At 66.6% G+C, this 26,034-nt stretch carries 30 protein-coding genes; 3 read left to right on the forward strand and 27 right to left on the reverse strand.

The window, feature by feature from the left end:
- Nucleotides 1-25 precede the first annotated feature (25 nt).
- Entirely contained in the window at nt 26-3,169 is a 3,144-nt protein-coding gene (locus MZV50_RS06680; protein WP_252633624.1) for a TonB-dependent receptor, read from the reverse strand.
- A gap of 351 nt (nt 3,170-3,520) precedes the next feature.
- On the opposite strand from MZV50_RS06680, the gene MZV50_RS06685 reads away from it, so the two are divergent.
- From MZV50_RS06685 to MZV50_RS06695, 3 genes are read left to right on the forward strand one after another with little or no spacing between them, the layout of a single operon-like run.
- Nucleotides 3,521-3,856 carry a hypothetical protein gene (locus MZV50_RS06685; protein ID WP_252633625.1) on the forward strand — a complete coding sequence of 112 codons (336 nt, stop codon included), beginning with the start codon at nt 3,521-3,523 and terminating at the stop codon, nt 3,854-3,856.
- 44 nt (nt 3,857-3,900) lie between these two features.
- The gene (locus MZV50_RS06690) at nt 3,901-4,302 is read left to right on the forward strand and encodes a hypothetical protein (RefSeq protein ID WP_252633626.1); all 402 of its coding nucleotides are present in this window, start codon (nt 3,901-3,903) and stop codon (nt 4,300-4,302) included.
- Between the two features lie 4 nt (nt 4,303-4,306).
- The gene (locus MZV50_RS06695) at nt 4,307-4,897 is read left to right on the forward strand and encodes an SOS response-associated peptidase family protein (RefSeq protein ID WP_354668925.1); all 591 of its coding nucleotides are present in this window, start codon (nt 4,307-4,309) and stop codon (nt 4,895-4,897) included.
- 85 nt (nt 4,898-4,982) lie between these two features.
- Here the strand turns inward: MZV50_RS06695 and MZV50_RS06700 are convergent, their stop codons facing one another.
- The 26 genes from MZV50_RS06700 to MZV50_RS06825 form a co-directional block, all read right to left on the reverse strand.
- Complete coding sequence (locus MZV50_RS06700) at nt 4,983-5,606, reverse strand: hypothetical protein (RefSeq protein ID WP_252633628.1); 624 nt, start codon at nt 5,604-5,606, stop codon at nt 4,983-4,985.
- Nucleotides 5,603-6,202, reverse strand: coding sequence for an N-acetylmuramidase family protein (locus MZV50_RS06705; RefSeq protein ID WP_252633629.1), 600 nt, complete (start codon nt 6,200-6,202; stop codon nt 5,603-5,605). Before MZV50_RS06705 ends, MZV50_RS06700 begins: the two co-directional genes overlap by 4 nt.
- Nucleotides 6,203-6,237: 35 nt before the next feature.
- Nucleotides 6,238-6,555 carry a hypothetical protein gene (locus MZV50_RS06710; RefSeq protein ID WP_252633630.1) on the reverse strand — a complete coding sequence of 106 codons (318 nt, stop codon included), beginning with the start codon at nt 6,553-6,555 and terminating at the stop codon, nt 6,238-6,240.
- Nucleotides 6,552-6,938: a hypothetical protein gene (locus MZV50_RS06715; RefSeq protein ID WP_252633631.1), complete on the reverse strand. Its 387-nt coding sequence runs from the start codon at nt 6,936-6,938 to the stop codon at nt 6,552-6,554. The genes MZV50_RS06710 and MZV50_RS06715 overlap by 4 nt, the downstream gene beginning before the upstream one ends.
- A gap of 36 nt (nt 6,939-6,974) precedes the next feature.
- Complete coding sequence (locus MZV50_RS06720) at nt 6,975-8,213, reverse strand: SGNH/GDSL hydrolase family protein (RefSeq protein ID WP_252633632.1); 1,239 nt, start codon at nt 8,211-8,213, stop codon at nt 6,975-6,977.
- 78 nt (nt 8,214-8,291) lie between these two features.
- Nucleotides 8,292-10,466 (reverse strand): sialate O-acetylesterase, encoded by a 2,175-nt coding sequence (locus MZV50_RS06725; protein ID WP_252633633.1) that lies wholly within the window; start codon nt 10,464-10,466, stop codon nt 8,292-8,294.
- Between the two features lie 9 nt (nt 10,467-10,475).
- Nucleotides 10,476-11,135 (reverse strand): hypothetical protein, encoded by a 660-nt coding sequence (locus MZV50_RS06730; protein ID WP_252633634.1) that lies wholly within the window; start codon nt 11,133-11,135, stop codon nt 10,476-10,478.
- Nucleotides 11,132-11,620, reverse strand: coding sequence for a hypothetical protein (locus MZV50_RS06735; RefSeq protein WP_252633635.1), 489 nt, complete (start codon nt 11,618-11,620; stop codon nt 11,132-11,134). Before MZV50_RS06735 ends, MZV50_RS06730 begins: the two co-directional genes overlap by 4 nt.
- Before the next feature lies 1 nt (nt 11,621).
- Entirely contained in the window at nt 11,622-12,278 is a 657-nt protein-coding gene (locus tag MZV50_RS06740) for a hypothetical protein (RefSeq protein ID WP_252633636.1), read from the reverse strand.
- A 46-nt stretch (nt 12,279-12,324) separates the two neighbouring features.
- The gene (locus MZV50_RS06745) at nt 12,325-13,347 is read right to left on the reverse strand and encodes a phage late control D family protein (RefSeq protein WP_252633637.1); all 1,023 of its coding nucleotides are present in this window, start codon (nt 13,345-13,347) and stop codon (nt 12,325-12,327) included.
- A 1-nt stretch (nt 13,348) separates the two neighbouring features.
- Nucleotides 13,349-13,561 carry a tail protein X gene (locus MZV50_RS06750; RefSeq protein ID WP_252633638.1) on the reverse strand — a complete coding sequence of 71 codons (213 nt, stop codon included), beginning with the start codon at nt 13,559-13,561 and terminating at the stop codon, nt 13,349-13,351.
- On the reverse strand, nt 13,558-13,968 hold the full coding sequence (locus tag MZV50_RS06755) for a phage tail protein (protein WP_252633639.1): 411 nt from the start codon (nt 13,966-13,968) through the stop codon (nt 13,558-13,560). Before MZV50_RS06755 ends, MZV50_RS06750 begins: the two co-directional genes overlap by 4 nt.
- Nucleotides 13,968-16,190, reverse strand: coding sequence for a phage tail tape measure protein (locus MZV50_RS06760; protein WP_252633640.1), 2,223 nt, complete (start codon nt 16,188-16,190; stop codon nt 13,968-13,970). Before MZV50_RS06760 ends, MZV50_RS06755 begins: the two co-directional genes overlap by 1 nt.
- A 119-nt stretch (nt 16,191-16,309) precedes the next feature.
- Nucleotides 16,310-16,588 (reverse strand): phage tail assembly protein, encoded by a 279-nt coding sequence (locus MZV50_RS06765; protein WP_252633641.1) that lies wholly within the window; start codon nt 16,586-16,588, stop codon nt 16,310-16,312.
- A 98-nt stretch (nt 16,589-16,686) separates the two neighbouring features.
- The gene (locus tag MZV50_RS06770; RefSeq protein ID WP_252633642.1) at nt 16,687-17,220 is read right to left on the reverse strand and encodes a phage major tail tube protein; all 534 of its coding nucleotides are present in this window, start codon (nt 17,218-17,220) and stop codon (nt 16,687-16,689) included.
- A gap of 65 nt (nt 17,221-17,285) precedes the next feature.
- The gene (locus tag MZV50_RS06775; RefSeq protein ID WP_252633643.1) at nt 17,286-18,734 is read right to left on the reverse strand and encodes a phage tail sheath C-terminal domain-containing protein; all 1,449 of its coding nucleotides are present in this window, start codon (nt 18,732-18,734) and stop codon (nt 17,286-17,288) included.
- Nucleotides 18,735-18,800: 66 nt separating this feature from the next.
- The gene (locus tag MZV50_RS06780; RefSeq protein ID WP_252633644.1) at nt 18,801-19,310 is read right to left on the reverse strand and encodes a hypothetical protein; all 510 of its coding nucleotides are present in this window, start codon (nt 19,308-19,310) and stop codon (nt 18,801-18,803) included.
- 263 nt (nt 19,311-19,573) lie between these two features.
- Entirely contained in the window at nt 19,574-20,629 is a 1,056-nt protein-coding gene (locus tag MZV50_RS06785; RefSeq protein WP_252633645.1) for a phage tail-collar fiber domain-containing protein, read from the reverse strand.
- 12 nt (nt 20,630-20,641) lie between these two features.
- Nucleotides 20,642-21,199, reverse strand: a complete 558-nt coding sequence (locus tag MZV50_RS06790; RefSeq protein ID WP_252633646.1) for a phage tail protein I — start codon at nt 21,197-21,199, stop codon at nt 20,642-20,644.
- A complete protein-coding gene (locus MZV50_RS06795) occupies nt 21,196-22,164 on the reverse strand; it encodes a baseplate assembly protein (protein WP_252633647.1) in 969 nt (322 codons plus the stop codon). Before MZV50_RS06795 ends, MZV50_RS06790 begins: the two co-directional genes overlap by 4 nt.
- On the reverse strand, nt 22,161-22,535 hold the full coding sequence (locus MZV50_RS06800) for a GPW/gp25 family protein (protein WP_252633648.1): 375 nt from the start codon (nt 22,533-22,535) through the stop codon (nt 22,161-22,163). Before MZV50_RS06800 ends, MZV50_RS06795 begins: the two co-directional genes overlap by 4 nt.
- The gene (locus MZV50_RS06805) at nt 22,535-23,131 is read right to left on the reverse strand and encodes a phage baseplate assembly protein V (protein WP_252633649.1); all 597 of its coding nucleotides are present in this window, start codon (nt 23,129-23,131) and stop codon (nt 22,535-22,537) included. Before MZV50_RS06805 ends, MZV50_RS06800 begins: the two co-directional genes overlap by 1 nt.
- A gap of 14 nt (nt 23,132-23,145) precedes the next feature.
- Entirely contained in the window at nt 23,146-23,874 is a 729-nt protein-coding gene (locus MZV50_RS06810) for a hypothetical protein (protein ID WP_252633650.1), read from the reverse strand.
- Nucleotides 23,871-24,197, reverse strand: coding sequence for a hypothetical protein (locus tag MZV50_RS06815; RefSeq protein WP_252633651.1), 327 nt, complete (start codon nt 24,195-24,197; stop codon nt 23,871-23,873). Before MZV50_RS06815 ends, MZV50_RS06810 begins: the two co-directional genes overlap by 4 nt.
- A 65-nt stretch (nt 24,198-24,262) precedes the next feature.
- On the reverse strand, nt 24,263-25,291 hold the full coding sequence (locus MZV50_RS06820) for a major capsid protein (RefSeq protein ID WP_252633652.1): 1,029 nt from the start codon (nt 25,289-25,291) through the stop codon (nt 24,263-24,265).
- Between the two features lie 69 nt (nt 25,292-25,360).
- The gene (locus MZV50_RS06825) at nt 25,361-26,032 is read right to left on the reverse strand and encodes a head decoration protein (RefSeq protein WP_252633653.1); all 672 of its coding nucleotides are present in this window, start codon (nt 26,030-26,032) and stop codon (nt 25,361-25,363) included.
- Between the last annotated feature and the right edge of the window lie 2 nt (nt 26,033-26,034).

Below are 26,034 nucleotides of genomic sequence, written 5' to 3' on the forward strand. Positions count from 1 at the left end.
AACCCTCATCAGGCGCGACGGAAAGCTAGAAACGCGCGACCAGGCCCAGCTCGAGACGTCGCCGACGGGGGTCGCCGTAGGTGCTGTAGTTGAAGGCGTCGAGGCCAAAGCCGACACGGTCGGCGATCACCGGCGGACGATGGTCCAGCAGGTTCTGCACGCCCAGGCGGACTTCGGCGTCCTTGAGGGCCTGGCCGAATGTGATCCGGCGGCTCGCGAACAGGTCGACATAGGCCTGGGAAGGGACCCGGTCGGCGCCCTGCCACAACGTCAACTGGGCGATGCGCTCGGCGATGTCCGATCGCCCGAAGATCCGATACCCGCCATAGAAATAGACGTTGAAGCCCAGCGTGGTCCCGCCCTTCGACCAGTCGAGCCCGCCGTTGGCGCGCCAGGACAGGGGACCATCGGCATAGTCGACATAGTCGAGCGCGGGGCTTCGCGGATCGGTTCGCCGGCGCAGGTGCGGTTGCCAGGTCGCCGCAGCGCGCAGTCGAAAGTCCCCCAGGCGCTCCGTCGGGATCAGGTAGTCGCCTTGCAGGTCGACCGCTTCGACGAAGGTTCGACCGATGTTGAAACTGGTGGTGTCGATCGCGGTGATGACGCCGGCCGTATAGCCCCGAGCGCGATCGGCGTCGGTGAGCGCGGCTCGGCGCACGCGACCCGGAAACTGATCCTCGTTCTGGAGGAAAAAGGTCGTGTCGCCGTTGTGGAAGTTGAAGATCTCCTGGCGCTTCTTGATCTGGGTGTAGTCGATGGACACGCGCAGCCGGTTCAGCGGAGTCACGACCAGACCCGCCGAGAAGCTCCGCGCGTGCTCGGGCCGCAGGCCGATCGCGCCTCCCGAACGAAGGTCGTAGACGCCGAGCTGTCCCAGCGGCTCGCCACCGCGGCGAGGATCCACGGGCTGGTTCTCCGCGGGCAGGAGCACCTTGCGCCCGGTCGCCGCCGCATAGGCCACGGGGTCCGAGGTATAGTGGATCGTGGTGGAGCCGAGTTGCGCGGCCACCGGCGGAACGAAGCCTGACGACAGGCTGGCCCGCGCCATCAGCCAGGACACGGGGAAGACCTTGAAGCCGGTGGTGTAGAGCGTCGAGGACTGGCTGCTGTGCTCGGTGACCGCATTAATCAGGCCGCCAGGCGACGCGTTGGTCGGCGGGCCCTGTCGCGAGGTCTCCCGCCGCAGCGCGAGTTGGAATTCCAGGCCTCTCAGACCCGCGGGACCCGCATAGCGATCCGTCAGCGGCGCGCGAAGCTCGCCGTAGTATTGGCGCGTCGACTGGACCAGCCCGTTGATCATCAGGTCGATCGAACCGAATCCGCCGCTCGAGAGATGCGCGGTGGTTGACGGCACCGCCTCGTGTCGATCCTCGACGGCCAGGGACAGGGTCATCGGACCGCCGCCCAGGTCCAGCACGGGCCCAGCCAGTCGAAGCGAGATATCCTTGAACCGATTGCTTTGGGCGAGCGTCGAATGGGCGGGCACCGTCACCTTGGCGACGTTGGCGAGAAACGCCTGCTGCCCGCCCAGCGGGTCGATCTGGCCGGACGCGACCCCGTCGTAGTAGGCCCCCGCCAGGTCCTGCTCGACCAGATCGGCGTCGATGCTGGCGCGGCCGACGCCGTAGTCGGCGTTCAGTTTCCAGTCCCTTGGGAGGTCGATGATCGCGCCGAACGATGCGCGCGCGGTCTTGGCCGTGTTGCGTCCGACCGGATCGAGGCCCGGCAGCGGGACGGTCATGTAGATGGACTGCTGGAATGGATTGCCCGGCGCGTCGGCGTCAAGGCCGACAACGCCGCCGACGCCGCCTTGCGGAACCCGCGCCCGCCCCTGGTTGCGCATCGCCAGCACATCGGCATAGGCCTCGACCGACGCGCCGAACCGATGGCGGATGCTGGCGATCACCGATGCGGTCGTCCTCCGGCTCAGCAGCGCCCGGCGCGCGCCGCGGACATCGGGCGACAGGCCGGTGTCCACGCGACCGGCATTGGCCAGCAGCATCGCGCCGCGATCCGAGGCCACCCCGCCGTACGACGCCGGCGCGAAGGTCGAGTTCGCGCCCAGGCTGGCGCCGCCATAGGCCGGATCGAGCGTCAGGGGCTCGCCGGTGGCGCTGAAGATATTGACCGAGCCGCTGACGGGGTTCTCGATCGACGCCTGCGCTGGATCGTTGCGATAGCGCCGCGCGCGCGCCGTGACCTCGTAGTCGCGGTCGCCGACGTCCAGACCGTCGCCGCGCAGCAGGCCGAAGGCGACCATGACATTGGTCCGACCCTCGTCTGGCGAAAAACCGATGCGTCCGTCCAGCCTTCGGACGGGCGCATCGCCCCGATCGGTGATCCCGTAGGTCACGCCGACGTCCGCGCCGCGATAGTCCCGCTTGAGCACGATGTTGATCGCGCCCGCCGTGGCGCCGGCGCCATAGACGCCCCCGGCCGTGGCGTTGAGCACTTCGATACGGTCGATCGCGGCCAGCGGCAGGCCGTTGACGTCGGTCTGGGCGACCATCGTCGTGGCGCCCCCGGCCGGCGGCAATCCGGGCATGCGGCGACCATCCACCAGGATCAGGGTCTGGTTCGAGCCCATGCCCCGCAGATTGACCTCCGAACGGGGGCTGGCGGTCGTGTTCGAAGGATCCTGCAGCGCCGAGGCGATCTGGGTGTCGCCGGTCGCCATCATCCGCAGGAACTCGTTGATGTCGGCGGAGTGGGACTGCTGGATGTCGCGGCTGCTCCAGACCTTGTAGGCCTGGATGTCGTTCTCGGTGCGCTGGATGTCGCTGTTCTGCGAGCGCGCCGTCACCAGCAGCTCGGGCAGGGCGACCGGCACGTCCGGCGCGGGCGGCGCCAGCGTCGGCGCGGCGTCGACGACATAGGCGCCGTCGGTGGTGCGCCGATAGGTCAGGCCTGAGCCTGCCAGCAGCAACGGCAGGGCCTGATCGAGCGTATAGCGGCCTTTCAGGCGCGGCGCCGGACGGGCCTTCAGCGCCGGTCGCGCCATCAGCAGTTCCCGCCCCGAACGCTGGGCGATGTCGGTCAGGGCGGCGGTCAAGGACTGACCGGTCGTGTCGATCGGAACGGATCGGGTGCGCTGGGCGAGCGCCGGGGTGGCGGCGCCGAGCGCGACGCCCCAAAGCAGCACTACCGCCCACCGATCATTCCCGCGCATCGAGGCTCCCCAGCTCGCCACGCACGTAACAGTTGGCATAACGGTGATCAATCATCCGCGGAGCCGTCCGCGTCATGGCGGCGAAATCGGACCGATCAGCGTCCGCTGGCGCCTTCGAGCGCGCTGGCGATGAGACGCGTGGGAGAACCAGACTGTCGCGGAAATCGTCCTGGTGGCGGGGGGCGGTTACATGACGGAACCCACACCTCCGCGCGCGCCATATCGGATCGCCGTCTAGCGCCTCCGAGGCAACGCCGCTAAGCCCTTGACGCGAACGGCGTTCGCGAGCCGAGCCTTGACTCTTCCGCTCGCGCTGGCGCAGAACATTTGGAGAACATTCCGGAGCTTTCCATGCCGACCACCCGCGTTCAGGAGCGCGCCAGTACGCACGCCAGCGCGGCGCCGCCGCCAACGGTCGGAGACCTGATGACCGCGAACCAGCGTCTCGAAATCGGCTGCTGTCGGTGCGGGCGGCGGGAACTGATCGAGGCTCCGCGCGCGATCGAACTGTTCGGGGCCTTCACGACCTATCCACAGCTGAAGCGAGTGGCCAAGTGCTCGAAGTGCGGGGCCCGTGGAGTTGACGGGGACATCTGGGCCCGCGCATCGGTCGAAGACCATTACCGGAACCATGGTGTGACAGCGACCGCATTGCAGGGCGAAACCAAGAGCCCAAAGCCTACCTAGGCGCCGGCCGACCGCGCCGATAGCTTCCAGCCATGGAGACCGACATGACCGCAACCCCGGAGCCCTTCACCTGGCAGATCGTCGACACGTCGACCAACGAGGTCCGGCGCTTCTACGCCGATGGCGCGGCGCTTGTTGCGACAGGCACCCGAGCGCCCCATGCCTTCTGGCAGCGTCATCCGTTGATCGCCCAAGCGATCGAGACTGCGGGGCCGGACGGCGAAACCGCGACGGTGCGGATCTGGCTGGCGATGCTCGGCGCACCTGAGGCGCCAAACACCGCGCGCCCTTCTCGGCCGGCCGACATGACCTTGACTGGCGAGTGGAAGACCGACGTCGACTTCTGGGCGGCGCACCCGTCCGTCGAACATGTCGAGCTGCACCAGCTGGTCGACGACGACCCGGCCGGAGACTGCTGGACGGCTTCACTCTGGCTGAAGGCCTGAGGCGATGTGCAACCTATACAGCCTCAAGACCGCCGATCTCTTCCGAACCTGGGAACGCGTACTGCGCCTGCCCGTCGTTTGGGACAGCGATAGGCCGGTATCGAACCTTGAACCCCGACCCGAGATCCGGATGACGGAGATCGCGCCGATCGTCCGCCATGTCGGTGATCAGGCCGTGGTCTCCATGACCAAGTGGGCCTGGGCGGGGCCCGGCGGGAAGCCCGTGTTCAACTTCCGATCCGACGGTCGAACCTTCGGCGATAGTGATCGCGTCCTGATCCCGGCCGACGCCTTCTATGAGTTCACCGATCCGCTGCCGGGCCAGAAGCGCAAGACCCGTTGGAAGTTCACCATGCCGGAAAGCCCGCTGTTCTGGGTGGCCGGGATCGTCAAGCAGGGCTGCTGGTCCATGCTGACCACCGAGCCTGGTCCGGACATCCAGCCCTACCATGATCGTCAGATCGTCGTGCTGCCCGGCGAGCAGGGACGCGATTGGCTGGACCTGACCAAACCCGAGGGCGATATCCTTCGCCCCGCGCTGGCCGGCACGCTCGCTGTCGAGCGGGACTTCCCGCCACCGGAGCTTCTGGGCTAGCCCGATCGGCCGTATCGAGCGGCCGATCGCTGAAACGAAAACGGCCCCATCAGCGCAACGCCGATGGGGCCGTTCGATTGGTCGCTCAGCCGGCAGGCGAGCGGTCAGACGCCGGATCCGGCGGCCTGATGTTCTGCTTCCAGAGGTCGGCGTGGCGCACGTACCAGGCGCGCCACGCGATCACCTCGGCAAGCCATTCGTGGGCGACGCCGTAGTTGACGACGACCGTTTCGCCGACGACAGAAAGCGGAATGCCGGAGGGGGCTTCGACAGATCCACTGGCGGATCCGGGAAGGGCGGCGCCATCGGCAGCGGCGTCGTGCAGGCGGACAAAGCCGTCAGGCACAATGCAAGCACGATCACTTTGAACGGTGACATAGACGGGGACCTCCTTCGTCAGGGTCTTGGTGACGGTTCGGATCTCGACCCGGCGCGCCTCGAGGTCGTGGGAAACCTCGGCGGTGATCGCCTTTCCAGCTGTTGCGACATGGGCGATTACCTTCGCGGCCTTGGCGTCGCGCGCCGCGCGGGCGGCTCTCTCGTCAGAGACCCCGACGCCGTAGGCATGACGGCAGGCCAGCCAGCCGACAAATGCGACCAGCAGCGCGAGCGCCGCCAACCGACCAGCTCGGGATTTCAAGAAAGCCCCAGCAAGGTCGCGCGCGATCGTCCAGCCGCGCGCCGCCAACACGCCCAGCCCGCCGATCACGGCTTGGCCCGCGCATAGGCGGCCTTCAGCTTCTGGTCATAGGCGTGCTTGGCGTAGCTCTTGCCGTTGTACAGCCGCGCGAAGCCCGCCCAGTCCGACGCCCGCAACGCGGCATGCATCGGCGGGTTCGCGATGATGAACATGGCGAAGGCGGTGAGCTGAAAGCGCTCCCCCTTGATCATGTCGGCCACGAAGCCCTGCACCGTGGCGTGACCACAGGCGCGGTGATTGAAGCCCATGACCTGAAACAGGCCGTAGGACGCCGATCGCAAAGCGGCCGTTTCGTTCAGCGCCATGGCCCGCTCCAGCTGGTTGTAGCGCTGGATCTGCGATGACGGGTAGTCGCGGGCGCCGAAGTCCGGATAGGAGATGTCTGGGTGCGAGGCGTCGAACACGCCCTTGGTCTCGCGCGAGAAGACATGCGGCTCGAACAGGATGATCGGCCGCCTTGTGTCGGGATGAACGCCACGGCCGTTACTTTCGACCGCCATCACGGCCCGCACGTGGCGCATGGTGACGTTCAGGATCTTGGCGACGGCGCACACGTCGTCGTCGGTGACCGGCAGCGCCGGACCCGCGAAGTCTGCGATCTTCATGGAAGTCTCCGGAAAGAGGCGAACGGCGTTCGCGGTCAGGGGCGGGGCGGCGTCCGATTGCCTGCACGGACCGGCCGCCGCTTGATCACCCAGGCCAGGACGGCGAAGCCCGCGAGGGCGAAAAGGGCGACCAGACCAACCGTGGTCCAGGAGACGACGGCCGCCGGCTGAACCATCGCCACCATGGCGGCGACCAGCCAGAAGATGGCCAGGCCATGCAGGACCTGGCGCAGCCAGACCGGGGCGTCGCGCCAGCCCTTGGCGTCATGCCCCAAGAAGAAGGCCGACATGGCGAACGTCCCGACCGCGACCATCGCGAGCACGACGCTCAGCACCTGCAGGAAGCCGCTCATTGGACCACCCCCGGCGCGACCTTGCCCTTGATCCAGGCGAACAGCCTTGCCCGCGCGTCGGGATTGGCGATCAACAGAACGGTCAGGCTGGCCAGCAGCGCCACGGCCGTCAGGTGGTCGACCTTGAAGCCGACCTTGACCGGACTGATCAGGTTGACGAGGCTGAGCGCCCAATTGACCGCGTCAGCCGCCCAGGGCGCGCAGAGCGGCGCGGCGGCAGTCACCGAGGCGATGGTCAGAACCGCTTCCAAGGCCTGCTGGATGACCTTGCGCCGCCCAGGCGGCGGCTCGCCGAAGATGAAGGCCACCATCTTGAAGCCCGCCCAAAGGGTGGACACGATGAGGGCCACGGCCGCCGCGTGCAGCCGGTGCTTGTCGTCCATGGGGACGGTCTCCTTGTGATGCGAGGGGAAGACCCCTTATTGCCGCCCGATCGCGGCGTAGATCGTGTCGGCGACGACCTGGTAACCAGCGTCGTTCAGGTGGATCGCGTCGAAGCGAAGGGACCTCGGGGTCCAACCCTTTGCGATGTCCGACAGATCGCCTGGTGAACCATCGTTCGCCGCCGCCAGGGCGCTGTTGATGTCGATGAACCGGCGCCCATAGAGCGTCTTAAGGTCTGCATTCAGTTGGACGATTTGCGCGTTGAGCGCCGCAGCGCTGTCGACGCAATTGGGCAGACCCGAACGGATGAAGTAGTGCGGGCCCAGAAGGGTGATAGCCGTCGCGATGTTGGCCTTGGTTGTCGCAGCCGTTACACCGTTAGCAGGATCGTTCTCCAACATTCCCAGAATGTGGATGTTGCCCGGATAAAGCCCCGAGCCTTGCGACGTCACCCGCGTGAGGATTTGGGTGGAAATATCGCCGCCATTTCCCTTTGGGAAACTGAGCCTAGTCGGCGTGAACTTGGCGGCCAAACGACCAGGATAACCGTTGGCGACAATGGTCGCCCCCGTGGCCGCCTCGATCGAATTCCCCCACTCCAACAGGGCCGGACGCACACTAGTTTGCGTCAGCACGACTTCGGAAATCGTCAGGTCCGCGCCAGACGACCCAAAGCCGAAGTTGAGGTAGATGTCCGGCGTCGATGGAGTGAAGGCGTTGGTGTAGGTGACGTTGTCGCCCGCGTTCACCGCCCGAGAGAACAGCTCCGCCCCTGTGGTCGCAGCGCCAGCGCGAACTGAGGTCTGAGATGCCGCTCCAACGACTTTGAATTGCACCTTGTAGGCGCTACCCGGAACCACCCGGATCTTCTTGTAGACGCCCGCCGCCCCCGTTCCATCGCTTACGATCCGCGCCGAGACGTCGGAGTTCAGCGTGTAGGTTCCTCCGCCCAGCCAAACCTGCGGGGGTCCGCTGAAGAGGTTCGGCTGAACCATCGTCGAGATCGACATATTCGCGATCCACTCGGCCAGGGCGTCAGCCTGGGGCGAGTAGAGGTTCGGAAGCGCGACGAAGCCGACGTCCGAGGTGAGTGCACCCCCGGCCGCCGAGATGCCCGCCGACGTGTTTGCGAGCTGCGCGTCCTTATAGGCCTTGCCGGCGATGCCAACGGCGCTGTTCTGGGCGAACGCCTCGGTGACCGGCGCGAAGCCGATCACCGCCACCAACAGGACATGCAGCATCATCGCCGCCAGGCGGCGGAGCTTGGTGCTCATCTTAAGTTCTCCGGATTATGAAGAAGCCGCCCCGGAAGATCTGCCGAGCGGCTTAAGGCGCGCCGAGGCGCACTGATCTCAGTTGACGGTCCAGGTCCCATTGACCGCCGTCGCGACCCACTCCGTCGAGTTGATGGCAGCCAATGTTACGGTGTTGCCGATCGTGGTGGCCTGGATGTTGCCAGCTACCGCTGAGACGCTGGCGCCGATCCTGATCGTATTGCCAGAGCCGGCCACAAGCCGAATACCGTCACCGTCCTGCACAACCGCAGTATAGGTCAGACCAGCCGATGCCGCTGGAAGCGTCTGGGCCGAAATGGCCGTCGCGCCTTCATTGGTGATGACGCTCCCGGCTTGTGAAGCCAGCAGCGTCGATGCGCTCGGCTTAGGCAGGACAACCTTCAGCCTGGACGACGGATGAACGATGTAGACCGAACTTGCCCAGGTCAGCTCAACCCATTCACCGGCATTGAGCGTGATTGACTGGACGGTCGGCCCGCCACCCTCGAACTGAAAGGCCACAGATCCAGACGCGGTGACCGTGGACGGTCCCGTGACAGCATAGGCCACGACGCTAGAGCCAGTCTGTAGCCCGCTCGTCGGAAGCGTCATGCCCGAGGCGTTCAGCGTGATGATGCTGTGGAGGATTTCGGAAGTAGTGACGCTTCGGTTTTGGCCCGACGGGACGTTCGTGAAGTAGCGCTTGGACGAGCCGATCTTAGGGTAGACGCTTTCCAACAGCCATCGGTCACTCGCGGGCTCGCTGGTGGCGCGGTAGATGCTGGAGTTCTGCCCCGAACCGACAGTCACGCTCCCCGCCGGCGCGCCGGTCTCGTTGAAGATCGTGCTGGTCGCCGCTGATAAGGTGAATGCCGCGCCGGTGCTTTGATAGAAGGTGACCTCGGTCCGACCGACAGTCGCGGCCCTCGGGAGATTAATGGTCGCTCCCGTGCCGGTCACGTTGATAGAGACGCCGCCACCGCGAAGATCGCCGACGCCAACATTGAGCGTCCCCGACGTCGCCACGGACAAGCCGCCGGAGAAGATCGGGGCCGAAGCCGTGTCGGCCGACAGATGGCCGGGCGAGTAACCGCCCGAGATCCGGGCTTCATGCCAGGCCTGGAAGTGATATCGCCCCAACGTTGCGAGACCGACGCCATCGAAGTGGAACTGCGGACTATCGGTGCTCTCGCCAATACCAGCGCTGGACACCGTCGTGACGTAAGGATCGAAGAGACCGCTTCTCATGGTGTAGATGGCGTCGTTGCGGTCCCGCTGGATGGCGTCGCCCCAGTCGCCGAGTTCCTGGACCGACACTGTCGTGCTGGACTGCCATTCCGGCAGAGCCCGCCATTGGCCCAGAAGGGCGGAGAACGCAGAGATGTACGTGGACTTGCTGGCGTACGACGTCCCGCTAGCATTGTTGTCGCCTTCGCCTTGCGACCAGATGACATGGTCAATCTTTGCGCCTGGATAAGCGGCCGTCAGCGCGGCGAGGCTGCTCTTGAGGTTGACGAAATAGGCCGAGCTGGCGCCGGAGCCGACCCATTGGGTGATGGACTGGCCGCCGACCGCGTTCATGATGATCACGATCGGCCGCGATGCGGGGATCAGGCCGGAGGCGCGGAGGGCGTTAGCGAAATGAACGCCCATGTTGTTCGTGGCTTGCGCCGGGTCTGATGTCGTTCCGACGCCGCCCGGCCCCTGGTTAAGAGGGGCGGTTCCGAAAGCGGCTGGAACGAACGTCGTTCCCCCGTTCATCGTACTGGTGATGAACGTGTTGGCCGGATTGGTCTTGTCTCCGCTGTGGTCCCGACCGTTCGCGTTCGATTGACCCGCCAGAACCAAGACGTAAGGCTTGGTCGTAGTGGCCCCTACATCGGCAAGGGTCGGCACTTCCGCGCGTGTGAGGCCGCCTGCGGCCGAAATCCCAGCAGTCGTAGACGAGTTCACGTAGGCTTTGAGGGCGACCGCTTGATCATCAGCGAATGCCGGGGCAGCAGGCGCGGTGATCAAGATAATCGCCGCCACCGCACCCTTGCCAAATCTCGGAACGAGGCGCGTCGATCGGCACGATAGAACGCTATTCACTGGGCGCTCGACCGCGAGTGGCGCGTCCGGGACCGTCTTAGCGGCGGCGGGCGCGGGAACCGCAAACGAGATCAGCGTGCCGATCAGAAAAAGAAGCGCACCGATCAGGATGAAAGGAGACACAGCGCAGACGCCTGCGACACTCAAGAAGGTCTTGAACATGTCCACCCTCTACTGGCTGAAGGCGAACGAGACCGTGCCGGTCACGGTGCCAGAGCAGGCCGAGCCGGAGGTCATGGAGCCAGGGCAGAGAGCCGCGATGACGCCGCTTTCGGTGACGACCAGCGGGATCCGGATCGGGACGCCGGCGTAGGCCACCTTGTTCGAAGTGATCGGTGCAGAGCCATCGACGCCGGTGGCCTCAGCGGCCCAGGTCGTTCCGCTGTCACGGCTGTAGATCACGGTGACGGTCGCAGAGCCGGTGCCGCTGATCGTGGCGTAGAAAGTCCGCCCTGCCGTCGGCGTGAAGGTCGATGACAGGGTGTTGCTGGCCAGAGAGCCGGTGACGGCACTGACGCCGCTCGCCGGCAGAGCGGCGGGGACCTGATAGACCGGAGCGCCCGACGTGCCGGCCGGCTGGGCGGCCAGGAGGGCGCGCACCGCCTCGATCTTGGCGTAGGAGCCCTTCTCGACGCCGATCAGGGTCGAGGAGCCGGTGCCGGTATAGGTCGCGTCAGCCGGCGCGCCGACGCCGTCCTTGATGCCCTGGCCAGTAGCCTGGTCCATGGCCTGGTAGGCCGAGGAATTGTCGGGCTTGCGCAGGATCTGCGCCGACGCCGGCGAGCTGATCGCGCTGGCGAGCGCGACTAGGGTGAAGAGGCGACGGATCATCCCCAGAACTCCACTTCGATAACGGAGGGGTAGGCGGCGAACACCGAGACGCGGTCGGTGAACTTGCGGCCCTCGAACAGGGTCAGATGCTGGCCCACCAGAAGCCGGCGCTCGCTGTCGGCCCCCTGGGCGTCGGCGCCGGTCTTGAAGGTGACGAAGTCCGCGCTGCCAGCGCTGCGCAGATACAGGCGCACCGCGCGAGGCGAGCTGGCCGCTGCCACGACGTCGGTCGCGTCATCGGCCGGAACGTCGACGGCAAAGCCGCCGGGATCGTCCGCGACCTGCTGGTTGACCAGACTGAGAACGGCAGCCGCCAGCGCCGCGTCGACCGTCGGCAGCGGGTGGCCGTCATCGACCGGCTGGTCGGCCGAGTGCGCCAGCGCGTGCAGAGGTACGGCCGGGCCGTCCTGCCCGCTGGGGCCGCCGAGGAAGGAGGCGATGAAGTTGCCCGCGCCGGACCGAAAGGTCCGCGTGAAGATAGCCATGTCAGATGACCCCCAGAACCAGGCCAAGGCCCGTATTGTCGATGTTGCTGAAGTCGTCGTGAGGCGCGATCAACTCGGCCCAGATGGCCGTGATGGCCGCCTGGACGTCGGTCGCGCCCAGCCCCGTCAGGGCGTCGTCGAAGCTGACGCCGTCGGCATCGCTCGGCCCCTGCGCGCCGGTCAGGCCGCGCGGGCCCTCGGGCGAGCGCACAACGCGAACGCCGTTCGCGGCGCGGATTATCTTCAGGCCCGCCGCAACGCCGGACACGGCGGCGCCGGTACCGACCAGCGGGGCCCCGGCGCGGCGCGAGACGCCCTCGCGGATCGACTGCCGGCCGATCAGCAGGCCCTCGGTCGAGCCGTCCTGGCCAATCCGCCGAAGGGTCCATTCGTAGTCACCGATCGGGATCGCCCCGACGTCGACGGCCGCCACGCGGATCTCGACGACGTCAGGTCCGTTGGCGACCAGGCCACCGCCGACGGTGCCCAGCCGGAACCCGGGCAATTCGGCGCTGTCGCCGACGCCGGCGAATGCCAGGTCAAAGTCGCTGGCGGTCCAAGGATCGACCTCGGCGTCGGTCAGTTCGAAGGTGAACGGAAACGCCCAGTCGACATCGTTCCAGACGATATCCAGCGGATCCTTCAGCCGAAGGGTCATCGGGCAACTCCAACCATGAGAGAGGATGCGAACGGCGTTCGCGCGATCAGCGGTCGTCGACGCCAGCAGTCCCGGAGGGCTCGCCCAGCTCCAGGCTGGTCTCGGTGCCCTGGCCCCGAGTGTAGGCGTGTCCGACAGAGGTGATCCGATAGGTCCCGTCGATCCCGGCGCGCGCGCCCTTGATGACGCACTGCCCTTCAGGCTTGGCGCGTGGGTCGCAAAGGACGTTTACCGTTCCGCTGCCACCATGGCGCACCACCTCGCCGGCGTCGGCCTCGGCCCTGCCAGCCGCCGCCGAGGCGCTGCCCGCGGGAAAGCGCGACTTGTGCTTGGCGCTCGACCTCTTGGTCTTGGCCGTCGCCGTGTGGGTGGTCCAGCCGCCCGTGTCCGGGTCGTACACTCGGACGCCGGCCGATCCGTAGGCCGTCCGCCCGACATCCGGCGCGATGTCCCAGTCGATCAGGTTGACGCCGTACTCGGCGGTGACCGTGGCCAGCGCCTTGCCCCGCGCGTTCACACCGCCGCCGCGCTGGATCAGATAGGCCTTCTTCCCGGCGATCTTGAACGTGCCGCCGACCTCGCGCGCCAGGCGCTGGCCGAAGGCCATGAAGCTCTCGCCCTGCTGGGCGACATAGTCGCGCGCCTGAGCCGCGAACTTCTCGTCGACCGTCGCGCCTTCAAGGCCCGCGTCTCGCGCGGCCTGGTCCAGCACCGCGCCCAGCTTGGCGTCGTCCCAATGCCGGCTGCGCAGCTCCTTCAGCCCGCCGGTGACGTCCGCGCCCTTGGCCGTGATCGACAGCTCGGCCCCGCCGCGACCGCCGCGCGAGCGGACGGCGTCGACCGTCCCCTTGAACGCCGCAACCAGGCCGTCGGCCGTGGACAGCGAGATCTCGATGCCGACACCCTTGCGTGGCAACTTGATCCGACCGCCCTCGTCGTCCAGCGTGATATCGGCCGTATCGCTAGCCGCGCCTGAACTGTCCTTGATGGAGATCGCCGACACGACCGGCTCCAGCGCCGAGGTGATGTCCTTGCCGTCGATCGTCACCTTGAACTGGGCGTCGGCCATGTCAGTCCCACAGCTGCACGACCTCCACGGTCTTCGTGGCCACGGTCGGTATGGTGATCAGCCGCCCCAGCGGCAGGACGGGACCGACGTCGGCCAAGCCCGGATTGGCGTCCAGGACCGCCTCGGCCAGGCCGGGGGTCGGCTTTCGATAGCGCCGCCACAGGAAGCGGCTGAGGGTCAGGCCCTCGATGTCGACGCGGACGACCTCGCTCATTGCGCCCCCCGATAAGCGGCCCCGGCCGGGGCCTGGGATCGCTTCAGCGACAGGTCGAACTCGCTCAGGCGCGCCACGCCCTGGCCGTCGATGAACGACCCGCTCTCGCGCAGCTGGGCGATGCGCCACCAGCCCATGTTGGTTCCGTCGCCGCGCTGCAGGTGCCGCGCCTTGCCGTCCTTGGAGGCGGAGCGGAGCACCTCGAAGGCCGCCACGCCATCGGGCATCAACGCCGCGTACAGCTTTCCCCGGAACGACCAGTCCTCGCCCGTGGGCCCGACGCTCTCTAGCGGCGGCTGGGCCCCGAGCACGGCCTTTTCGACCAGCTCGGAGCCCGTGGTCCGCTCGAAGCCCTCGACGTTCAGCGGCGCGACCTCGAAGAGGATCCCGTCAAGGGCGTACAGCATCAGGCGGGCCTCATGTCGCTGTCGTAGAACGACGCTTGGGAGAACTGGCGATACTCGGCCTTCAGGCGCGCCAACACCTGATCGGCGATCGCGCGAGGGTCGCCGCCAGCGATGTGGAAGTTCAGCGTCGGCGAGAACACCGGCGCCTGACCTCGACCGCCGGATGTCGGCGGCGATGATCCGTTGGGATAGACCATGCCCCGGCGAGGGAAGCGGACGATTTCCGGCCCCTCTTCGCCGACCCAATAGTCGTGGCCAGGCTCACCCCAGCCGCCGATCGCTCGCCCTGGCGGCGGCTTCTTGCCGCCCCCGCCGAACAGACCGCCGAAGATCCGCTTGCGGCCCTCGGTCCCGACATCCGGCGCCTTGCCCCTGATCCCGAAGAACTCGCGCACCTTGGCGATTGCCTCGCCAACCCATTTGATGAAGTTGACCAGGGTGGCGATCGGCCAGGCAATGGCGTTCCCGACCGCGACACCCCATTTCGACCAGTCCTCGCCTGGCACGCCGCCGAAAAACTTGGCGATCGTAGCACCCAGGCCTCGGACCCAGCCGATCAGTGGCTGGAGCGCGGGCATGACGGGTGCAAGCCCCTGCATGATCCCGCGCCCGACACCCTGGAAGAACGTCAGGAAGCCTCGCCAGTGGCGGATGATGAACACGGCGGCAAGGCCCAAGCCGACGGCGATCAGGCCGATCGGATTACCCAGAAACGCGAGGCGCATGAGGTTCATTGCGCCACGGACCAGGTTCATGGGGTTCAGAAGGCTGAGGAGAGAGCGCCCAAAGCCCGTGATCGACGCAGGGCTCAAGCTCTGAACAAACATCGTCACATTCAGCGCAGATCCCACGGCAGCCAAGATCACCTGTCGCGCGGCGTTCAAGGCGAAGCTGCCCAGTTGGCTGAAGCCCAGGGCCATATCGACGAGCGCCTTTTTCCCGACCGCATTCGCGAGCTTCACAGCGATCAGCGCCGTCTTGAACGCCAGGAGCGCGCCGATCGCTAGCGTGACGTTCGCGACGAGACGAGGATGGGCCGAAACGAAGGCGGTCAGGCGATCCAGAATGGGACCAAGGATGCCGGCGACAAGGCCGAAGGCCGGCTTCAATGCCTCGCCGAAGGTCCGGGACAGGTTTTGCGCCGCGATCTTCGCCGCCTGCATTTTCTGCTCGGCGTCCTGCATGCGCTCAATGAAGTCCTTGTCGGCCACGCCCTTGGACTTGCTCGCTTTTTCACGGATCGCGACATAGTCCTTCATGTCGGTGATCAGCGGTCGCAGGGCCTTCTGCACTTGAGCGTCCTCGAACAGGTAGCTCAGCCGCGAGAGATCTCCGCCGAGCGTCTTGTTCGTCAGCTCGGCGATCGCCTCGATCGGCGTACGACCTTCGGCCTCTAGGCGCTTGAGCGAACCGACAAGGTCGACGCCCATCTTCTCGAACGCCTTGACGGTCTGTTTCGCCGTCATCTTCTGCAATAGGTTGGCTAGGTTAGTGGCGGCCTCGGCGCTGTCCGATGACCCGCGCCGCACGATCTGGAGCGCGGCGGCCAGATCCGTAACGCCCGGAACACCCTTTTGACCGACCGCCGCCGCCGATGCGGCCAGACCGGGCAGATACTTGGCGAGGTCCTCGATCTCGAAGTTGCCCTCCTTGCCCGCCACAGCCATCGCGTCGAGCGCGTCACCGACCTGGTCGATCGGCACCTTCAAGTTCGAGTAGGCCGCAAAGCTGGCCGTCGCCAAATCCTTGATCTCGACCTTGTAGGCTGTCGCGGCCTTGCCGATCGGCGTGATCAGGCGAAGGGCGACACGCGGGTCCAGGCCGGCGCCAGCCAGGACATCGACGCCCTCCGCCAGATCCGTGGCGAACTGGTTGGTCGCCTTGGAAGCGCGAACGATTTCGACGCCCAAGGCTGTGGCCTGTTGCCGCGTAAGGTTCGCCTTCTGGGCGATGGTTGTCAGCTTGGCCTCGAACGCCGTGGCGCTTTTGATCGGCCCCGACAGCGCGAAGCCGAAGGCGGCCAAGGCGCCGCCCGCCCCGACCAGATCACCCGTGAGGCCTCGGATCCTACCGCTCAGCGCGCGGCTGGTCGCGGTCAACTGCTGGACGTTGTTATCGCGGATCGCCTTGGTGATCCCCTGGATCGACTGGGTCGCCTGACGGGCAGGCGCGGAGACGGCGTCAGTCAGACGGAGCAGCAGTTCGGTGACAAAGCGCGCCATGGATCATTCCCGATTTCGGACGATGCGCTCGACCTCTCGATGCCAGGCCTTCACGCGTGAGAACCGCATCTCGCCAACAGCGGGAAGCGGGGTGTTGAAGACATGGGCGATGTCGGCCGCTAGGCTCCGCCAGCCGCCGAACTGGTCGAGCCAGCGCCAAAAGGGCCGTCGATCGCCTGCGCGAACTTCATGATGTCCGACAACCGCATCTCGCCCACGACCTCGACCGGCACCTCGGCGGCTTGCGAGATCATGGCCTTGACCAGCGGGACCTGGTCGCCACCAGCCGCCACATCGGCCTCGAAGCGCTCCAGCTGGTTCACCGTCGGATCGAAGTCGATCGTCTCGTAGGTCTTGCCGTCGTGTTCGATCGGCTTCTTCAGCGTGATAACCGGCATGCTCTGCTCCCGAAGATCTTGGCCGTGAGGGCCTATGAAAAAAGGCCCGCCCAGCAGCACCGGACGGGCCTTCACATTCACGGTTTGGCGGACGCCGATCAGGCGATGCCCAGGTTCGCCATCACGTCGCTGTTCTGGCTGACGCCGCCGACGCGCCAGGCCGAGGTCATGAAGTCGAAGTAGTAGATCTCGCGCCCGCCGATCGTCAGCTCGTAGTGGAAGACCTCGGTCAGGGCGTAGTCGTAGCCCTGGAGTTCGCCGCGCTTGAACTCGTCGGCCTCGACCTTGGTCATGCGCGCCTCGAGGATCGCCTTGCTTTGCAGCGAGGCGCCCGTCAGCTTGTCGCGGATCGAGCCGTAGGCGGTGAAGTTCTGACGCCGCTTCGACCCCAGACCGAACTGGGTCAGGATTTCGGGCTGGACACCCTTCAGCTTGAAGCCCGCGTCCAGCTTCTTCAGGACGCTCATGCCGACCTCGACGCCCGCGACGGCGCCGCCCGGCGTCCATTCCTGCGTCGTCTCTTCCAGGCCCGGCAGCTTCAGGCTCTCCAGCACCAGGTGCAGCGAGGCGGTCGGGTCGTGATCGCCGACGAACAGGTTCGCGGCTTCCATGAAATACAGGGAACTGGCCATCATCGGCTCCAGTTGGAAGGGGAAAGGTCACCGCCCGCGAACGGCGTTCGCGAGCGGCTCGGGGATCACGCGGCGATCTGCGTCAGCAGATCGTCGAGCGCGGCGCTGTAGCGGTACGTATTGATGGCCAGGTTGCGCAGCGTCGGCACCGGCTCGGCGCGGAAGTTGACGGTGAACTTGCCGGCGCGCAGAGCCTCCGGCGTGTTGCCGGCGGCGTCATAGTCGACCTTGCCGCCCAGCACGTGGCCACCGACCTGCAGGTCGCGCAGGATGGTGTTCATCGTGTTCAGCACCGCCTGGATCGTCTGCACCTTCAGGCCGAAGCGACCGATGTAGCTGCGCGTCGTGCGCACCAGCAGCAGGTCGATGTAGTCGCGCATCCGCACCTGGTGATACTGCCGCCACAGCTCGTCTTCGCCGGCGTTGTCCAGGACGACGGCCACGAAACCGCTGTCAGCGATCGCGCCGTCGGCGGTCGAGCCGCGAACGGTGATCCCGATCTGATGCGCCAGCAGGTCCTGACCATCGACGGAGCCGTCGGTCAGGCTGAAGCGGATCGCTCGGGTCAGTCCGACCGAACCCTGAACGGGACGATTGGCGATCACCTTCGAGGGCACGCCGCCAGCCTCGGCGTCACACAGCACTTGCAGGCCGTTGAAGGCGCTGGCCGGATCGATCGTGACCAGGCTTTCACCGACCTGCACCTTGAGGCCATTGTCGACGGGCATCAGGCGCTGATGGGTCAGCAGGGCGCGCCAGGCCTTGGCGGCCGTCGACGTGCTGTCGGGACCCGAGACGAAGGCCACGGCCTTCAGGTCGTCGAGAACCGGGCCCAGGGCGACGCAGACCGAGTTGGCCAGGTCCACCAACGTCACGGCGACCGCCGCGCCGGTCAGCCCGGCCGAGGCGGTCACGGCGGCCGTTGGAGCGGCGGTGTAGATGCCCGGGTTAGTGACGGCGAGCGACGCGATGCTGCCGCCGGTCACCGTGAACGTACCGGCCGCGCCCGTACCGGCGCCGCCGCTGAACACGAAGTTGAAGGTGCCGTTGGCGCCGCTGTTACCGGGGGTCGTGATGGCCAGGCTGACGCCCTTCTGGACCACGCCCGTGAAATTCGGGACCAGGATCAGCCGCGGCGTCACGCCCAGGACCTGGGCCGCCTCCTTGAAAGCGTGCAGGCCAGTCTTGGTCGAGGCGTCGCCGATGATGTTGACCATCGTCGCGGCGGTGTTGGCGCCCGCCGTCACTCGGACGACCACGATCTTGGCCGCGCGCCCGCCGGTGTTGGCGTCCAGCTCGGCGATGGCGTTCTTCAGCTCGCCAGCCGCGCCCAGGTCCGCCAGCATGCCCGCATCGTCCGAGGTCATCAGGACGGGCGTGTTCACCGGGAAGGTCCCGGCGTCGGCGTCGGCGGCCGTGCCGATGATCCCGACGATCGACATGTCGGCCGCCGACGGCGTCCGCGTCTCGTTGTCGACCGGCGTGAGGGTGATGCCGAAAGTCGGCTCGGTCATGGGTGTCTCCACGTGGAAGCGCCCGCGCAAGCGCGGGGATGATGGACGAACAAGCGGATGAAGCGGTTAGGGCGTCGGCTCGCCGGGCAATTGAGCCGGCGTCAGGATCGCCGAGATGATCGTTTCGGCGGCGACGGGATCGTCACCGAAAACCTGACGGTCCTGCTGAAGGCCACGCAGCAGCGCGGCGACAGCGGGGTCCAGGACATTGATGCGGTCCGCGGCGTCATAGTCGGCCAGGGCCCGCACATACGGGCGCAAGGCGACCCAGGTAGGGTCCTCGTTCGTCGGCCAGTCCGCCGGCCGGTTGCGCGCTGTGATGCGCAGTCCGTCGAGCAAGGCAAACGCCGGATCGCTGAACCGGCGCTCGAACGTCACCTTGGCGAGGTAATATTCGGTCGGCGCGGGCACGGGCTGATCGGGCGGCGCGGTCCAAACGCCGTTGACCTTGATCCAACCGTCGCGGACCTCGTCCGTCACGGGTTTGAACAGCTTCTTGGTCTCCGCGTCGAAACGTGACCATGCGGCAGCAGTCGCGGTTACGGCGATGCCGTCGAAATCTCTGGCATAGATCATCGGCGAGCTCCGTCAGACGTCGTAGAGGAAGCCAGTGAAGCCGAAGCTGGCGTCGGTGGATAAGGTATCACCAGCGTTGAGGCAGAGTGGCGACGGCCCCCCCTCAAAGCCCGATGTGTAGGTCGCCCTCGCAATTTGCACTGCGTTAACAAGTACCGCCGAGGTAGTGCTCAGAGGCATTACACGCAATATTGCCTGCTTGCCGGTCGGGACCACGTAAGGACTTCCGGTGGTGACGTTGCCATTGACTGCGGTTCTAGCCATCACATCAATCCCAGAAAGAAGGTGTCACTGTCAGCCTGGCCAATGATCAGCGACACGCCCCGTGGCGTAGCGGCGCGATCGGTGTCGACGCCAGCTCGCATCTCAGCGTCAGTCGCCAACTCGACCAATCCGCGCCGCGCCGACGTGGCGGTTAGAGCCGCCAAGCCTTCCGGCGTCACCGCACGTTCAGTGTCCGTACCGGCGATGACCTCGGGACCAGTCGCCAGCTCCACGAGGCCGCGGCGGCTCGCTGTGGCCGTTAGGCCCGCCAGACCGGCCGGGGTCACAGCGCGCAGGGCGTCCGCGCCAGCAATGGTCTCAGCCGTCGTAGCCAGCTCGACTAGACCGGCCTGGCTATCAGTCGCGACCAACTCGACCCAGCCGGTGACGGTGAAGCGATAGAGCTTCGCGCCGGTGGCGACATGGGCCCCGATGCGCGGGATCTTGAACAGCCACTCTCCGGCGAACCAGACCGCAATCGCGCCATCCAGGCCCGCCCAGGCGCCGGTGGCTCCCGTGGGCACCAGGTAGGCGTCGCCGCTCGATGGCGTCGGCGGCGGCGCCGTCAGCATTGCGCTGATCACCGCGACGAAGTCCTTCGACGCCTGGACGTAGTTCTGGCTAGCGTACTGCGTTCCCGAGGCCACCACGGTAATGTCAGAGGTCGAACTGATCACCAGCCGCAAGGTGATGATCATCTCTGCTTCCTGGCCATCACCCGGCGCCGGCTTCAGGGTTGGCGGATACTTGACCACAGCAAACAGTGTGCCGTTGTCCAGCTTCAGCCCAACCTCGCGAATGGTGAAGCCGCCGACGTCCAGAGGGACGATGGCGCTGATGTTGACCCAATTGGCATGGCCGGGATCGATCGCCACCGCGTCGATCGCCACGCTGGCCAGCTCGTGGACCAGCGCGGTCTGGGCGGGATTGGGCTCATAGGACGCGCCGTTGCCGTCGCCCAGAACCATCGACGCCAGTAGCACCGGCGACGACGACGTCTTCGCTGCCAAGGCGGCCGCGCCGGCATTGGTAAGGATGGCGTAATAGTCGGCCAAGCTGGCCTCCAGCTAGATCCCGCTGTCCACGACGAACAGCGAGGTGATGACGGATTGACCGGCCCCGCCGACATGGACCGTGCCGATCTCTCGGAGGCCAAGGCGCAGGTCACCAACGCGGGATTTGGGCTTTGCCCCCCGGATCGCCTGCCTCAGGGCGACGATCAGCGGCAGGTCGATCAGCGGCGATCCGTCCGCCCAGGCGGTGACGCGGAACGTGCCGCGCCGCCCCTCGGGGGCCATCTGCCACCATTCGTCGAGATCGAAGTCGATCCCCAGCGCCTGCAGCGCCAGGCGCACGGCGCGAACCGTGCCCTTGGCGCGATGGGTGGCCGGCGCGGCGGCGATAACGGCGCGCTTGGTCGCTTCGGACCAGGACGGATCCCATGTGTCGACCGACATCGACCAGGCCAGCCAGGGCAGAAGCTCCAGCGGGCAGGTCGCGGGATCGACCAGCGTCCGGACGATCGCCGGATCCAGCCCCGCCAGCCTTGCCCACTCCATGTCGGCCCAACTGCGCTCCAGACCGGTTGAGTTGTCAGGCAGGGCGTCGGAGCCGCTGAAGGTCATCGCCAATCGTCCTCCACGACCTCGGCCGTCAAAGTGATGCTGGTGCAGTAGGCCGCGCCCTTCGACCCGGGATCGATATCGGCGACCGGGCTGGACAGCTCCAATTCCTCGGCGTCCGTGACTTTCATCGCCGCGCCGATCCCCAGAACCTGCACGACCCGGCCAATGCGCCGCCGTGCGTCGCAATAGGCCTGAACCTGGGCGGTCGCCGCCGCCAGCAGCGGCGCGGGATCGGCCCCGCGTCGATGCTTGACGACGCCCGCGACCGCGTATGGCGTGATCGTCGCCGGCTCGACCGTGACCTTGTCGCCGATCGGCCGAACCTCCTCGGCGTTCACCGCGGCGGCGACCGTGTCCAGCAGCTCGTCGGCGGGCTCACCGTCACCGACGCGCGACAGGACGACCAGCAGCACCTCGGGCGCCAACACCGGGTTACCGGAGCCAGCATAGACCGCATCGTCCTCCTCGCCGTAGCAGGCCACGTCCAGAACGTCCGGATCCGCGCTCAGGGCGAAGTAGACGTAAGCGCCTTCCGGCCCCGCCGTGCTCCGCGCTTCCAGCGACAGGACCGCCCGGGCCCGGAAGTCATCATCCTTTTCCAGGACGGCAGGGACAGGCGGATCCGCGTCGAGGTCTTCCGCGACGAGGACCAGGCGCTCAACGCCGTAGAAGGTTGCGACCAGCTGGTCGAGATCCGCACCGGTCGCCGAGGCGATCAGGTTCGAGCGGACCGCATCGTTGATCCGCTGCCGGATCACCAGCTCGAAGTTGGCGCCCGTCTGCTGGGCGATCGTCAGCGGCTCGCTTTCCAACACCAGCAGCGCGGCGACGGCCGATAGATCCTTAGCTTCAAGGCGACCCTGCAGGTCGGCGATGCGCGCCGCCAGGATCGTCTCAAAGTCCAGGGCCTCGACGGCGGGCGGCGGCGGCAGGCCGGCCAGGTTCGGCGCGACGAAGCGGGTCATGCGGTCTCCACCCCCGAGGGGCCAAGCGTGACGGTGCGAACGCCCTCCGGCGTCAGGTCACCCAGATGGCCGTTAGGCCGATATTCGCCGTCGATCCGCAGCACCAGGTTTCCGCCCGCACCGATCTTGGTGAAGGCCGCGCGCTTAACCCCAAAGCGCGGCTCCCACAGCTCTATGGCGACGGTCACCAGCTGACTGACGCGCAAGGCCACCGCCGGCGTCAGCGGCTTGCCCAACTCGCCGGCCAGTTCGGACCCGAACCACGGCCGCATCTCGCGCTCGTTCAGTCGGGTCGACCAGACAATGCCAAGCGACTGGACGACGTGCGGCCAGCCGCTCAGGATCCGGCCGGTGTCGCGGTTCAGACCCATCAGACCAGCACCCCGCTTCCCGCGCCCTGGTTGTTCGTGTCGCCGTGACTGTCCAGCGAACCCTTGAAGACGACCTCGCGTGTGCCGTCATTCAGTACGGTTTTGCCGCTCGTACGGACCTCGGTCGAAGCGGCCCGGATCTGGTCAGCCGTTACGTTGAAGGATGACGCACCGACGGTGACGGACAGGCCGTCCGCCGCCGCGAACCGGATCACCGCCCCGCTAATCGCGACCTCGACGGCCCCTTCCTCGACGGTGACGCGGACATCGCCGAACGTCATCACTGGTTCGGCGCCATCGCCCGGCGAAACATTGTCGTTAGACCAGCCCAGCGGTGTCGCCAGGCCCTGTTCAAGATCCCCGGAGGCGCTGAACAACGTCATCTGCTGCCCGAGGCTCGGCGGCGTGTGCATCTTCAACGCACCGGCGACCTGGGCGTAGCGCACCCAGGGCGACAGCATCGGCTCGTCCTCGTCGCCGAGGTCCAGGCGGATCCGCTTGCGGGCAAGGTCGACGTGCGTCACCCGGCCCGGCTGGATCATGGAGGCCAGCCGACGTTCCAGTTGCGCGATGCGGGCCTCGAGTTCGGCGTACACGGCGGCTCCCGGTTCTAGTCGTCGGCCACGATCTCGATCTCCGAGGTCTCCGGCGCTTCGTCGTCAATGGTTTCGAATGGCGGCGTGACCCCGATTTCGCGAACGGCGTTCGCGGTCAGCGCCTGGGCCGCTTGGTCCTGTCGCCACGACGCCAGTGGCTCGCCGGTCACGACCGCCACGATCTTGTCGTAGACCTCGGCGAACAGCGGCTCGACCGCCAGGGCGGCCAGGAAGTCCGTCCAGAATATCGGCAAGGGCGCGCCGATCGGCGGGTCCGCCAACAAGCCGCAGGTCATGGAGATCTCCCGCCCCGCGAGGCGAACGCCGTTCGCCTTGTTCGCGCCGCGCTCGAACTTGTACGTGCCCTGCTTCAAGGTCAGCTGGCGCCATAGGCGAGACCATACGACCGTCTCGTCCAACAGCGCACGGCGGACCTGGTGCTCGACCAGGTCGATCGCCAACTCCAGACCGCTGCCCGTCTGCGGCACACCCAGACTACTATCTGGCCCCCGGGTCGTGGCCAGGATCTCCACCACCAACTGGGCGGAACCCTCACCGGCGCCGAAGTCGGCGAGGCCGCCGGTTGCGCTCATCTCGTCGACATAGACGGCGACGCCTACGCCGCCCTCGACCTCGTCGTCCAACGCGCGGATTTCGCTGTCGGCGACGCGATCCCCCGCATCGGTCCGACCGAACAGAGCCAGAACCGTGCAGATGCGCAACGCCATGGTCGCAAGGCTCATGGACAGATTTCCTTGACGCTGAGCCGGAAAACCAGCCGCCCGACCTGGTGACGATCCAGGCGCTCAACCTCGAACTCCGAAGTCGGATGGTCCTTGCTGCGCACGACATCGCCGGACTTCAGCGCTCGGATCTTCGGCCAGGCCACCGGATCGACGTAGGCCTCGGCCTTGCCGTCGGGGATCTGGAGGTCCGACTTGTCGCTGAAGCCGACCTGGCTGCCGGCCCCCACGATCAGCGCGCCCACCACGTCGAACGGTTCTCTCGCGGGGTCGACCTGCGGCGAGCCATAAGGCCCGCCACCGATCATTGGCGTCACGGTCAATTGAGAGCCGTGACGCCGATCCACGATGGCTCGGACGCGGGCGAGACGCTCCGCCCGCGCCGACATCAGGTGCGCCGTCCGCCGATCAGCACCTTCGGACGGGTGCAGACGTTCAGCTCGTTCATCTGGCTGTCGAGCTTGCGGCCCTTACCGTTCTGCATCTTGTACTGACGGGAATAGAGACGCTGACCGATCGTGTTGACGGTCTCCTCGTAATCCGCCGGCGACCAGACCGTGTCGAACAGGCCATCGACACCTTCGGGGAAGAAGTGGGCCTTATTCGTGTCGACGAAGTTCGTCGCGCCGACCGAGCCGCGGTAGTTTTCCCAGATCACGCCGCCGAACTCGAAGGCACCGTAGGACTTGCCGTTGGCCTCGATATAGCCCTCGCGCAGGATCTGGGCCTCGGTCCAGCCCTTGTAGGTCGCGCGAACCTCTGGGTGAGCCAGAAGATCGTCGAAGAAGTTGTCGCCGACGAAGGAGCGGACCTTGCCGGTCCAGATCAGACCGTCCAGCGCTCCGGCGGTCTGGCGCACGATCGCCGCGCACTTCTTGCGGAGAGCGCCGTCGACCGGGTTGGCGTTATCCAGATCCAGGTCGATTTCAGTCGGTTGGGTGACGTCGAATTCGCTGAAGAGGTTCAGCGTCTTGCCGCCCTTGTAGGTGATGATGCCTTTCACGGCGCCGATGCGGGACAGTTCCGAGGTCGCGGCGAAGCTGTTGACGTGACGCGCCAGCTTCTTGCCGACGCGGTCCTGGACCGTCTCCAGCTCGTCGGTCGTGCCGAGCTTACGGACGTTCTGGACCGACTCCGCCAAGACGCTGTCGTTGATCTCGAAGTGCGGAACCCGCAGCGAAACCAGGTCGCGATCGGGGTCACTCTCCATCGTGACGCCGTCGCCGCCGCGTTCGGTCGGCTCGACGAGAACCAGGATGTCGCCCTCGCGCTCGTAAACGGCCGTCGTCGTGGCGATGCCATCGCCAGCACCGAAGATGCCCAGCTCGGCGCAGCGACCCGGCACGAAGGCCATCTCGTTGATGACACCGCTGAGGCTGACGACGCCGAACGCGTCGTCGTCGAAGATATCGATCATGTGCAGGTTACCCTCTCGGGGCCTCGATAGGCCGCGAGGAATGAAAGGTTGGAGACGTGGAGCGGCGCGCTATTGGATCTTGATGAAGCGCTTCTTCAGCTCGCGAATGGCCTTGTTCTTTTGGGCGTCGGTGACACCGTCGGGCCACTGGATGTCTTGACCGTTGATCACCGCGAGCTTGTCGATGACGACGATCCGCTGTGTATCGGAACTGTCGGTCACAGCGCCGTAGCAGCTGAAAGCGACCGGGGTTTCCGCGCCATTGGTGGCGGTCGGATCCCACTCGACATACTGCTCGCCGGCGTCGTCGTCCTCGCCCATGTCGACGTTGAAGTCGAAGGCGTCGCCGACCACGAAGTCAGTAGCCCCATCGGCGATGGCGAACTTCAGCTCTTTGGTAAAGTTCGCCGCCACCGCCTTGGTTTCGACCTCGACGCCATCCCGTTCCAGGCGGAACGTGCCGCCGTTGGCGGCGGCGATGGTGCAGACCGCCGAATAGGCGCCAGGCTTCAGCTTGGCGGTATAGGCGGGCGTCGCCAGCGTCAGGACGCCGTTGCCGGTGTTGCCCGCCCGGGCAGCGGACGTGACGGTCACGCCGGTGGCGGCGGCGAGTAGCGCCAGGATTTGACCGGGAACGATCGTTTGGCTCACCGCCAGATCGCCCTCGTCACGCGACAGGTTGCTGTCGGCTTCCGACAGCACGAACGTCAGGGCCCGCGGCCCCATCTTCTTGATAGCCATAG

Source organism: Caulobacter segnis (assembly GCF_023935105.1).
GTDB lineage: Bacteria > Pseudomonadota > Alphaproteobacteria > Caulobacterales > Caulobacteraceae > Caulobacter > Caulobacter segnis_B.

Coding starts and splice junctions, on each gene's coding strand:
- MZV50_RS06820 (WP_252633652.1), bottom strand. CDS start 25,291: ATGATCGATATCTTCGACGACGACGCGTTCGGCGTCGTCAGCCTCAGC.
- MZV50_RS06720 (WP_252633632.1), bottom strand. CDS start 8,213: ATGAGCACCAAGCTCCGCCGCCTGGCGGCGATGATGCTGCATGTCCTG.
- MZV50_RS06710 (WP_252633630.1), bottom strand. CDS start 6,555: ATGAGCGGCTTCCTGCAGGTGCTGAGCGTCGTGCTCGCGATGGTCGCG.
- MZV50_RS06740 (WP_252633636.1), bottom strand. CDS start 12,278: ATGACCCTTCGGCTGAAGGATCCGCTGGATATCGTCTGGAACGATGTC.
- MZV50_RS06765 (WP_252633641.1), bottom strand. CDS start 16,588: ATGCCGGTTATCACGCTGAAGAAGCCGATCGAACACGACGGCAAGACC.
- MZV50_RS06755 (WP_252633639.1), bottom strand. CDS start 13,968: ATGCTGTACGCCCTTGACGGGATCCTCTTCGAGGTCGCGCCGCTGAAC.
- MZV50_RS06715 (WP_252633631.1), bottom strand. CDS start 6,938: ATGGACGACAAGCACCGGCTGCACGCGGCGGCCGTGGCCCTCATCGTG.
- MZV50_RS06810 (WP_252633650.1), bottom strand. CDS start 23,874: ATGAGCCTTGCGACCATGGCGTTGCGCATCTGCACGGTTCTGGCTCTG.
- MZV50_RS06790 (WP_252633646.1), bottom strand. CDS start 21,199: ATGACCTTCAGCGGCTCCGACGCCCTGCCTGACAACTCAACCGGTCTG.
- MZV50_RS06705 (WP_252633629.1), bottom strand. CDS start 6,202: ATGAAGATCGCAGACTTCGCGGGTCCGGCGCTGCCGGTCACCGACGAC.
- MZV50_RS06800 (WP_252633648.1), bottom strand. CDS start 22,535: ATGGGTCTGAACCGCGACACCGGCCGGATCCTGAGCGGCTGGCCGCAC.
- MZV50_RS06690 (WP_252633626.1), top strand. CDS start 3,901: ATGACCGCAACCCCGGAGCCCTTCACCTGGCAGATCGTCGACACGTCG.
- MZV50_RS06695 (WP_354668925.1), top strand. CDS start 4,307: ATGTGCAACCTATACAGCCTCAAGACCGCCGATCTCTTCCGAACCTGG.
- MZV50_RS06735 (WP_252633635.1), bottom strand. CDS start 11,620: ATGGCTATCTTCACGCGGACCTTTCGGTCCGGCGCGGGCAACTTCATC.
- MZV50_RS06770 (WP_252633642.1), bottom strand. CDS start 17,220: ATGGCCAGTTCCCTGTATTTCATGGAAGCCGCGAACCTGTTCGTCGGC.
- MZV50_RS06680 (WP_252633624.1), bottom strand. CDS start 3,169: ATGCGCGGGAATGATCGGTGGGCGGTAGTGCTGCTTTGGGGCGTCGCG.
- MZV50_RS06725 (WP_252633633.1), bottom strand. CDS start 10,466: ATGTTCAAGACCTTCTTGAGTGTCGCAGGCGTCTGCGCTGTGTCTCCT.
- MZV50_RS06760 (WP_252633640.1), bottom strand. CDS start 16,190: ATGGCGCGCTTTGTCACCGAACTGCTGCTCCGTCTGACTGACGCCGTC.
- MZV50_RS06685 (WP_252633625.1), top strand. CDS start 3,521: ATGCCGACCACCCGCGTTCAGGAGCGCGCCAGTACGCACGCCAGCGCG.
- MZV50_RS06775 (WP_252633643.1), bottom strand. CDS start 18,734: ATGACCGAGCCGACTTTCGGCATCACCCTCACGCCGGTCGACAACGAG.
- MZV50_RS06745 (WP_252633637.1), bottom strand. CDS start 13,347: ATGGCCGACGCCCAGTTCAAGGTGACGATCGACGGCAAGGACATCACC.
- MZV50_RS06780 (WP_252633644.1), bottom strand. CDS start 19,310: ATGATCTATGCCAGAGATTTCGACGGCATCGCCGTAACCGCGACTGCT.
- MZV50_RS06825 (WP_252633653.1), bottom strand. CDS start 26,032: ATGGCTATCAAGAAGATGGGGCCGCGGGCCCTGACGTTCGTGCTGTCG.
- MZV50_RS06750 (WP_252633638.1), bottom strand. CDS start 13,561: ATGAGCGAGGTCGTCCGCGTCGACATCGAGGGCCTGACCCTCAGCCGC.
- MZV50_RS06730 (WP_252633634.1), bottom strand. CDS start 11,135: ATGATCCGTCGCCTCTTCACCCTAGTCGCGCTCGCCAGCGCGATCAGC.
- MZV50_RS06795 (WP_252633647.1), bottom strand. CDS start 22,164: ATGACCCGCTTCGTCGCGCCGAACCTGGCCGGCCTGCCGCCGCCGCCC.